Raw genomic sequence first — 10,051 nt, 5'->3', positions numbered from 1 at the left:
GATGACCGCGTCTCCTCCGGCCGGCGACGTCCACACGAACGCGGCGGCCCTGGCCGGCTGGCTGCGGGCGCGGCTGGCCACCGAGCTGGCGGTCCCCGCCGGCGAGATCGACGAGCACGCCCCGTTCAGCTCGTTCGGACTGTCCTCACGCGACGGTCTGGTACTCGCGGGCGACCTGGAACGGCTGCTGGGCCAGAATCTCCCCGCCGCCCTGCTGTGGGAAAAGCCGACCATCGCCCGGCTCGCCGCCCATCTCACCGGCGGGGCGGAGCCCGCGGACGCCGGCGATCCGGCGGCCCCGGTGCCGGGGCCGGTCGCGGTGATCGGGATCGGCTGCCGGTTCCCCGGCGCGGACGGTCCCGAGGCCTTCTGGCGCTTGCTGCGCGACGGCGTGCACGTGCCGCCCGGCGACGGCGCCGCCCGGCCCGGCACCGAGCCGCTCGGCGGACCGCACTCGCTGCTGGACCGGATAGACGGCTTCGACGCCGGGTTCTTCGGGATCTCGCCGCGGGAGGCGGCGCAGCTCGATCCGCAGCAGCGGCTGCTGCTCGAGGTCGCCTGGGAAGCCCTCGAGTCCGCCGGGATCGCCCCGGACCGGCTGGCCGGCACCCCGGCCGGCGTGTTCGTCGGCATCAGCAACGCCGACTACGGCCGGGCCGTGCAGGCGGCCGCGGGGACGGCGGCTCCGGAGGTGCACGCCGGCACCGGACAGGCCTTCAGCCTCGCCGCCAACCGCCTCTCGTACACGCTCGACCTGCGTGGGCCGAGCCTGGCGGTGGACACCGCCTGCTCGTCCTCACTGGTCGCCGTGCACCTGGCCTGCGCCAGCCTGCGCAGCGGGGAGTCGACCCTCGCGCTGGCCGGCGGGGTCAACCTGATCCTGACCCCGCACGTGACCCGGGTGTTCCGGAGGGCCGGGATGCTGGCGCCGGACGGGCGCTGCAAGACCTTCGACGCGGCCGCCGACGGATACGTCCGGGCCGAGGGCTGCGGCGTCGTCGTCCTCAAGCCGCTGGCGGCCGCCCGCCGCGACGGTGACCGCGTCCTCGCGGTCGTGCGCGGCTCGGCGGTCAACTCCGACGGCCTGAGCAACGGGCTGACCGCGCCCAACGGGACGGCCCAGCGCCAGGTCCTCCGCCGGGCCCTGGCCGACGCCGGTGTCGCACCGGCGGAGGTCGGTTACGTCGAGGCGCACGGCACCGGCACCGGCCTCGGTGACCCGATCGAGTTCCGCGCCCTGGAGGAGGTGCTCGACGACCCGGCGCGGCGGGAGCCCTGCGTGGTCGGCTCGGTGAAGACGAACATCGGGCACGCCGAGTCCGCGGCCGGCATCGCCGGGCTGATCAAGGTCGTGCTCGCGCTGGCTGCCGGCGAGCTGCCGCCGCACCTGCACCTGCGGGAGATCAATCCCGCCATCGTGACCGCCGGCCCGGTCGAGGTGGGTACGACGCTGTCGGCGTGGCCGCGCGGCCCCGTCCCGCGGGTCGCCGGGGTGAGCTCGTTCGGCTTCGGCGGCACCAACGCCCACGTGGTCCTCGGCGAGGCGCCCGAGCCGGCCGCCGAGGCGGAGATCGAGGACGCCCGGCCGGTGCACGTGCTGCCACTGAGCGCCCGCACCGAGGACGCCCTCGCCGCCCTCGCCGGCCGGTACGCCGGCCACCTGGGATCCGCCGCGGACCGGACCGACGACGTCTGCCACACCGCCGCCGTGGGCCGCGGCCGGCTGTCCCGCCGGGCGGTGGTCGTCGGCACCGACCGGCCCGCGCTCGTGCAAGGACTGCGGGAGCTGGCCGCCGGGCGGCCGTCCCGGTCGGTCCACCGCGGGACAGCGCGGCCCGGCGGCCCCGAGCCGCTCGCGTTCCTCTTCCCCGGCCAGGGTAGCCAGCACGTCCACATGGGACGGCAGCTGTACGTGACCAACGCCGTCTTCCGGGACGAGCTGATGCGGTGCGCCGATCTGCTGGACGGCGTGCTCGACCGTCCACTGCAGACGATCCTGTTTCCGGCCCGGGGCGATGAGGAGCTGCTGTCCCGCACCGAGTACGCGCAGCCCGCCCTGGTCGCGTTCGGCATCGCCCTGGCCCGGCTGTGGTCCGGCTGGGGAATCCGGCCCGACGCCGCGCTCGGCCACAGCCTCGGCCAGATCACCGCCGCGGCGGTGACCGGGGTGCTCGACGACGCCGACGCCCTGCGGCTGGCCGCCCACCGGGGCCGGCTGATGCAGGCACTGCCCGCGGGCGGCGGCATGACGGCCGTGCTCACCGACGAGGCGACCGTCCGGGCGGCGCTCGCGACCGCGGGGTCCCCGCCGGACGTCGTCGTCGGTGCCGTCAACGGCCCCGCGAACACCGTGCTGTCCGGGCCGCTGAGCGGGCTGGCCGCGGTGACGGCGGTGCTGAGCCGGGACGGGCACGCGATCCGGCCGCTCCCGGTCGCGCACGCCTTCCACTCGCCGCTCATGGCGCCGGTCGAGGCGGACCTCGCGGAGCTGGCGGCGACGCTGCCGCACGCCCGGCCGCGGGTTCCGCTCGTGTCCGATGTGGACAGTGCCTTCGTCGGCCCGGAGCTGCCGCTGGACGCGGCCTTCTGGCCGCGGCAGCTGTGCGAGCCGGTCCGCTTCGCCGCCGGCCTCGACCGCCTGGCGGAACGAGGAATCCGGCGATACCTGGAGATCGGGCCCCGCCCGACGCTGACCGCGCTCGGCGGCCGGGACCGACCCGGCGCCGACTGGCTGCCGTCGCTGCGCGGCCGGGGCGACGACTGGACGACGCTCGCCGACTCCCTGGCCCGCCTGCACGTACGTGGGTACCCGGTCGACTGGGCCGGCGTCGACGCCGGCTACCCGTACCGCCGGGTGACGCTGCCCGGCTACCCGTTCGAGCGCACGCGGCACTGGTTCGCCGAGCCCGGCCGCCCGCCCGCCGCCGCACCGGAGGTGCTTCCCGTGACCGCACCGGCACAGACCACCGCCACGGAACCGGCCGCCATCCCGGTCGCCGACCGGGCCGAGGTGCTCGCGGTGGTCCGCGCGACGCTCGCCGAGTTCCTCGAGATGGACCAGGCCGACCTCGACCCGGACGAGTCCTTCCTCCGGCTCGGCGCCGACTCCGTCGTGCTGATCCAGGCGCTGCAGACGATCCAGGAGCGCTTCGGGGTGGAGATCCCGGTGGCCCAGCTGTTCGAGGAGACCAACACGCTGCGGCGGCTGACCGACTTCCTGACCCGGCAGGTCGCCCACCGGACGTTGCCCTCCCGGCCGGCGACTCCCGGTCCGGTGGCTCCCGGTCCGGTGGCTCCCGGTCCCGCGGTGGATGCCGACCCGGCCGCCCGGTTCCTGGCCGTCCACGCCCAGGTGATGACCCAGGCGTACGAGCTGCTGACCGGAACCCGCCCGCCCGCCGCCGCTATCCCCGCCCCGCCGCCGGCCGCCGCACCCGCGTCCCCGCCGGACGTCTATGTGCCGTTCAGCGCGGCGCCTCCGGACCGGCGCAGCGCACTGAGCCCGGACCAGCAGACGTTCCTGGCCGACGTCGTCCGCCGCTACACCGGGCGGACCCAACTCTCGCGCCGGCACGCGGACAGCGAACGACCCGGCCACGCCGACATCCGGCACGTGCTGACCGGCCACCTCGACCTCAAGGACATCCGCTACCCGCTGACCGTCAGCCGCTCGGTCGGGTCCCGGATCTGGGACCTCGACGGCAACGAGTATGTCGACCTGACGATGGGCTTCGGCGTCAACTTCTTCGGCCACGACGAGCCGTTCGTCACCGACGCCGTCCGGGCCCAGCTCGACGCCGGCATGCAACTGGGACCGCAGACGCCGCTGGCGGCGGAGGTGGCGGACCTGGTCCGCGAGCTCACCGGCAACGAGCGGGTCTCCTTCTGCAACACCGGCTCGGAGGCGGTGATGCTCGCCGTCCGGCTGGCCCGGGCGGCGACCGGCCGCAGCCGGGTGGCGCTGTTCGCCGGGTCGTACCACGGCTCGGCCGACCCGATCCTGTCCCGGCCGGCCGACCCGCAGATCACCGGCGCAGCGGCGCCGATGTCGCCCGGGCTGCCGGCCTCGATCAGTGCCGACACGCTCGTGCTGCGGTACGGCGGGGAGGCCGCGCTGCGCGCGCTCGAGGAGCACGCCGGGGAGCTGGCCGCGGTGCTGGTGGAACCGGTGCAGAGCCGCCGGCCGGAGCTGCAGCCGGTGGACTTCCTGCGGCGGCTGCGGGCGCTCACCGAGCGGGCCGGGATCCCGCTGATCTTCGACGAGGTCATCACCGGCTTCCGCGTCCATCCGGCCGGCGCCCAGGGCATCTTCGGCATCCGGGCCGACATCAGCGTGTACGGGAAGGTCGCGGGCGGCGGGCTCCCGATCGGGATCGTCGCGGGCGACGCCCGCTGGCTGGACGGCATCGACGGCGGCGCCTGGAGCTTCGCCGGTGGCGAGCTGCCCTCGGCGCGGCGGACGTTCTTCACCGGCACCTTCTGCAAGCACCCGCTGGCGATGGCGGCCAGCCGGGCGGTGCTGCGGCGGCTGCGGGACGGCGGCGGCGTGCTGCAGGAGGAGCTGAACCGGCGGACCGAACGGCTGGTGGACAGGCTCAACGCCGTCGTCACGGCCGGCGGGCTGCCGCTGCGGGTGGTCCGGTTCGGGTCGCTGTTCCGGTTCCGGCTTCTCGGGGAAGCGCCCCAGTCCGAGGTCACCGAGCTCTTCTACGCCCTGCTCCTGCTGCACGGCGTGTACGTCTGGGAGGGCCGCAACTGCTTCCTGTCCCTCGCGCACACCGAGGCCGACGTGGACCGGGTGGTCGACGCGGTGACCGCGACCATGGCCGAACTGGACGCGGCCGGCCTCCTCGACCGCGGCACCCCGCCCGCGATCGGCGCCGCGGAGCCCGCCGGTGACCACTCGGCTCCGATCCCCGTGCTGCCGCGGGACGGGAGCGTCGCGCTGCCGCTGTCGTCCACCCAGCGCCGCTTCTGGTTCCTCGATCAGCTGCGGCCCGGCTCCCACGACTACAACCTGTCCTGCCGGATGGACCTGACCGGACGGCTGGACCTCGGCGCGGTCCGGCGGGCGCTGGCCCGGATCGTCGCCCGGCACGAGACGTTGCGGTCCCGCTTCCGGGCGACCGGCGGCGAGCCCACCGTCGTCGTCGACCGGCCGGCGCCGCTCCGGCTCGACCTCGTCGACCTGTCCGGATCGTCCATTGTGGACCCGGGCGGCGCCGACCGGCTGGCGACCGAGCACGCCCACCTGGCCTTCGACCTGGCCGCCGGCCCGCCGCTGCGGGTGACGCTGCTGCGCCTCGGCGAGCGGGAGCACCGCCTGCTGCTGACCGTGCACCATGTCGCGGCCGACCACTGGTCGATGGGCCTGCTGGTCAGCGAGTTCCAGGAGGAGTACTCGGCCGCGGTCGAGCGGCGTCCGTCGTCGCTCGGGGAGCCGGAGGTCCAGTTCGCCGATGTCGCCGCCTGGGAGCAGCGGAAGCTGAACTCGAGCTGGCTCGACGGCCAGCTGGCGTACTGGCGGGATCGGCTGGCCGGGACGCCCGTCCTGGCGCTGCCGACGGACCGGCCGCGGGGCGAGCGGCAGTCCTCCGCCGGCGCCCGGACCGAGCTGCGGGTGGACCCCGGTCTCACCGACTCGCTCCGGGCCGTGGCCCGGGCCGAGGGCGTGACCCTCTACATGCTGCTGCTGGCCGCCTTCACCGTCACGCTCGCCCGCGCCGCGGGCCAGGACGACGTCGCGATCGGCAGCGCGGTCGCGAACCGGTCCCGCCCCGAAACGAGGTCGCTGGTGGGGCCGTTCATCAACACGCTGGTGCTGCGGACCGACCTGTCCGGCGCGCCGACGCTGCGGGAGGCGGTGGCCCGGGTCCGCGACACCTGCCTGGGCGCCTACGCCCACCAGGAGGTGCCCTTCGACAAGCTGGTCGAGGTGCTCGCCCCGGACCGGGATCCGGCCCGCGGCCCGTTCTTCCAGGTGATGTTCCAGTACATCGGCGTGCCGGTGGACCCGGTGCGGCTGCCCGGGCTGGCGCTGAGCGTGGGCGACGTGCCGAGCGACACGGTCAAGTTCGACCTGCTGCTCGACGTGCTGCCTGCCGGCGGTGGGCTGTCCGCGCTCGTCCAGTACAACACCGACCTGTACGACCGGCCCACGATCGACCGGCTGACCGGGCAGTGGCTGGCCGTGCTGGAGGCCGCCGCGGACGACCTCGACCGTCCCCTCGCGGCGCTGCCGTCGCTGCCGGCCGCCGACCGGCGGCGGCTGCTCACCGACTGGGCGGCGGGCCCGGCCGGTCCGGCCCAGGACACCCTGCTGCACTCGGCCTTCGAGGCCACGGCCCGCCGCTCGCCGGACGCGGTCGCGGTCCGGATCGGCGCCGAGGCGGTGGGCTTCCGGGACCTCGACGAGCGCGCCAACCGGCTCGGTCACCACCTGCGCGGCCTCGGGGTCGGACCGGAGACCCTGGTGCCGATCTGCCTGGACCGGTCGGTGGACATGGTCGTCGCGATCCTCGGCGTGCTGAAGGCCGGCGGCGCGTACGTGCCGCTCGACCCCGACAGCCCACCCCAGCGGCTGCGCGCGCTGGGCGCCGACGTCGCCGGCCCGGTGGTGGTCACCACGAGCCGGTGGGAAGCCGCGTTCGACGGGCCGGTGCTCGCGCTCGACGCGGCCCGCGAGGCCGTCGGCGCGCAGCCGGCCGCGCCCGTGCCCGGGCGGGTGGATCCGGGCAATCCCTGCTACCTGATCTACACCTCCGGTTCCACCGGAGTCCCGAAGGGCGTGGTGATCAGCCACGCGGCGGCCGGCCGGCGCCTGGCCTGGCAGCAGTCCCAGTGGCCGGTCGGCCCCGGCGACGGCGTGCTGCAGAACTTCTCGTACTGCTTCGACGCCTCGGTATGGGAGATCTTCGCCCCGCTGTCGAACGGGGCCGAGCTGGTCCTGTCCGAACCGGGACGGCAGCACGACCCCGAGTACCTGGCGCGGCTGCTGGTCCGGCACCGCTGCCCGATCCTCAAGGTGGTGCCGTCGATGCTCGCGGTGCTCCTCGAGGAGCCGGCGCTGCGGGAGTGCCGGGGCACGGTCCGGACGATCTGCTGCGGTGGGGAGACCTTGCCGCCAGGGCTGCTGGACCGGTGCGCGGCGGTGCTGCCCGGAGCCCGGCTGCACAACATGTACGGGCCGACCGAGACGACCATCACCGCCACCTTCTGGCCCGCTGAGCCCGGACGGCGGGACCGCGCCCCGATCGGCCGGCCGGTCGCGGACACCGAGGTCTTCGTCCTCGACGACGCCCTCGAACCGGTGCCCGCCGGCGTGCCGGGCGAGGTGCACATCGCCGGTCCGGGGCTCGCCCGCGGCTACTGGCGCCGCCCCGGCCGGACCGCCGCCAGCTTCGTCCCGCGACCGCACGGCGGCCGGCCGGGGGAGCGGCTCTACCGCACCGGCGACCTCGCCCGCTGGCTGCCGGACGGCACGCTGGAGCACGTCGGCCGCTCCGACGGCCAGGTGAAGATCCGCGGCTACCGGATCGAACTCGGCGAGGTGGAGGCGGCCGTCCGGGCGCTGCCCGGCGTCGGGGACGCCGCCGTCCTGGTACGGGACGTGGCCGGCGACCCGCAGCTGACCGCCTTCGTGGCGGCCGCGGACGCGGCCGACCGGTCCGGACTGGAGCCGGTGATCCTCGCCGAAGGGCTGCGGGCGGCGCTGCCGGCGCCGATGGTGCCGTCCCGGTTCGTGCTGCTGGACCGGCTGCCGCGCCGGCCCAGCGGCAAGCTGGACCGGCAGGCGCTGATGTCCACTGTGGAGGGCGAGCTGCCGGTCGGGCCGGAGGCGGTCCGGGCCCGCACCGAGACCGAGCAGCGGCTCGGTCGCCTGTGGATGGAGGTGCTCGGACTGTCCGAGGTCGGGGTGCACGACAACTTCTTCCGGCTCGGCGGTCACTCGCTGGTCGCGACTCGCCTCATCGCCCGGGTGAACGAGGACTTCGGCGCGGCGCTGCCGCTCAGCCTGGTCTTCGAGGAGCCCACGGTGGCGGCGATGGCGGCCGAGCTCGACCGGGCGGTGGACGGGCCCCGGCCGGAGCCGATCGGCGTCGCCGCCCGGCGCGAGATCGTCCTACCCGCGGGGGAGGGGCGGTGAGCGCGACGGCGGTGCTCGCGAGGCGCGAGCGCTACCGCCGCTGGCTGCCGTACGGGCTGGGCACCGGCGGGAGCGACCTGCGGCTGTTCTGCCTGCCGCACGTCGGCGGCGGCGCGTCGGCCTTCGCCGGGTGGATCGACCCGCTGGCCCCGGCCGTCGACGTCTGCCCGGTCCAGTCGCCCGGCCGGGAGAACCGGCTCGGGGAGCCGCCGATGACGAGGATGGACGAGCTCGTCGACGCGCTGGCCTCGGCGCTGCTGCCGTTCCTGGACGTCCCGTTCGCGCTGCTCGGCCACAGCATGGGCGGCATCGTCGGCTACGAGCTGGCGGGCGAGCTGTGGCGCCGCTACCGGCTCGTGCCGAGCATGCTGATCGTGTCGTCGTCCTCGGCCCCGCACCTGGTCGACCACGGGCGTACCGCGCTGGAGGGACTCTCTGACGCGGAGTTCGTGCGGACGGTGCACGAGACGTACGGCGGGATCCCGGACACCCTGGCCGACCAGCCCGAGCTGCTGGCGGCGTTCCTGCCCGCTCTGCGGGGCGACATGGCGCTGATGGACTCCTACCGGCCCTTGGATCGCCCGCCGGTGCGGGCTCCGCTGCTGGTCCTCGGTGGGACCGAGGACCAGGCCGTGCCGCGCGCCGTCCTGGAGCCCTGGTCCGAGTATGCCGCCCGGGGACTCACCCTCCGGATGCTGCCCGGCGGGCACTTCCATCCGTTCACCGGCGACCGGTTCCCCGAGCTGCTCGCCGACCAACTCCGGAAAGGTCCGCGGTCATGATCGACACCTCCCTCGTCCTCCTCGTCCCCGCGCACGGGCGGGCACTCGCACAGCTGGCCGGAGCCGGGCGCGCGCGGCTGCGGGCGGAACTGCTCGAGCACGGCGCGTTGCTGTTCCGGGGCGGCGACGTGGGCGGTGTGGACGGCTTCGCCGCCGCGGTCCGGGCCTTGTCCGGCGAGCCGCTGGCCTACTCCGAGCGGTCCTCACCGCGCAGCGAGATCAGCGGCCGGGTCTACACCTCCACCGAGTACCCGGCGGAACAGGAGATCTTCCTGCACAACGAGAACTCCTACCAGCGCAGCTGGCCGGCGCACGTGTGGTTCTGGTGCGTACGGAGGCCGGCCACCGGGGGCGCCACCCCGCTGGCCGACACCCGGGCCGTGCTGCGCGCCATCGATCCGGACGTCCGCGAGGAGTTCCGGCAGCGGCGCTGGTCGGTCGTCCGTACCTTCCACCCCGAGCTCGGCCTGCGCTGGCAGGAGGTCTTCGGCACCGAGGACCGCGGCGAGGTGGCGGACTACTGCCGCCGGCAGGGGATCGTGGCCGAGTGGCTGGAGCGCGACGTGCTGCGGACCACGGCCGTCCGGGACGCGATCCACCGGCACCCGGTCACGGGGGAGGAGGTGTGGTTCAACCACGCCACGGTCTTCCACCCCTCCACCCTGCCGACCGAGACCCGGCAGGGCCTGCTGGAGATGTACGGGGAGGCCGCCCTGCCGGCGAGCAGCTACTACGGCGACGGCGGCCGGATCGGCGACGAGGTCGCCGAGCACCTGCGGGCGGCGTACCGCTCGGCGTCCACCCGGTTCGACTACGACCCGGACGACGTCGTCGTCGTCGACAACATGCTCACCGCGCACGGCCGCGAGCCGTACACGGGACCCCGGAAGGTGGCGGTCGCGATGGCCGACGCCGCGCCGATCCCCGAGACCGTCCGGGCCTGACGGCGTGCTTGTGGGGTCGCCGGGGCACGTCCGAGCCGCTCGTCCGCCCTCGACCGGCCGGCGTTTGCTCAGGACACGGGGGACGACACCCGCGACGATGAGGCCCGCCAGGCGACGCGGCCCGGCGGAGAAAACCGCTCCATACGGACAGATGGGGCTGAAGCTCACATATCACCTAA

3 protein-coding genes are annotated in these 10,051 nt (G+C 75.2%); all 3 read left to right on the top strand.

Annotated features, from left to right (window positions below; genetic code table 11):
* Position 1: 1 nt before the first annotated feature.
* Genes VGP36_10930 through VGP36_10920 form a run of 3 tightly spaced genes read left to right on the top strand, consistent with a single transcriptional unit; the run spans position 2 to position 9,872 of the window.
* Positions 2-8,146, top strand: a complete 8,145-nt coding sequence (locus VGP36_10930; protein ID HEV7655224.1) for an amino acid adenylation domain-containing protein — start codon at positions 2-4, stop codon at positions 8,144-8,146.
* Entirely contained in the window at positions 8,143-8,928 is a 786-nt protein-coding gene (locus VGP36_10925) for an alpha/beta fold hydrolase (protein HEV7655223.1), read from the top strand. The genes VGP36_10930 and VGP36_10925 overlap by 4 nt, the downstream gene beginning before the upstream one ends.
* Positions 8,925-9,872 carry a TauD/TfdA family dioxygenase gene (locus VGP36_10920; GenBank protein ID HEV7655222.1) on the top strand — a complete coding sequence of 316 codons (948 nt, stop codon included), beginning with the start codon at positions 8,925-8,927 and terminating at the stop codon, positions 9,870-9,872. The genes VGP36_10925 and VGP36_10920 overlap by 4 nt, the downstream gene beginning before the upstream one ends.
* The last annotated feature ends 179 nt before the right edge of the window (positions 9,873-10,051 follow it).

The sequence above is a fragment of the Mycobacteriales bacterium genome (assembly GCA_035995165.1).
In the GTDB taxonomy this organism is placed as follows: Bacteria; Actinomycetota; Actinomycetes; order Mycobacteriales; family CADCTP01; genus CADCTP01.
This window is presented reverse-complemented; position numbering and strand designations above follow the sequence as displayed.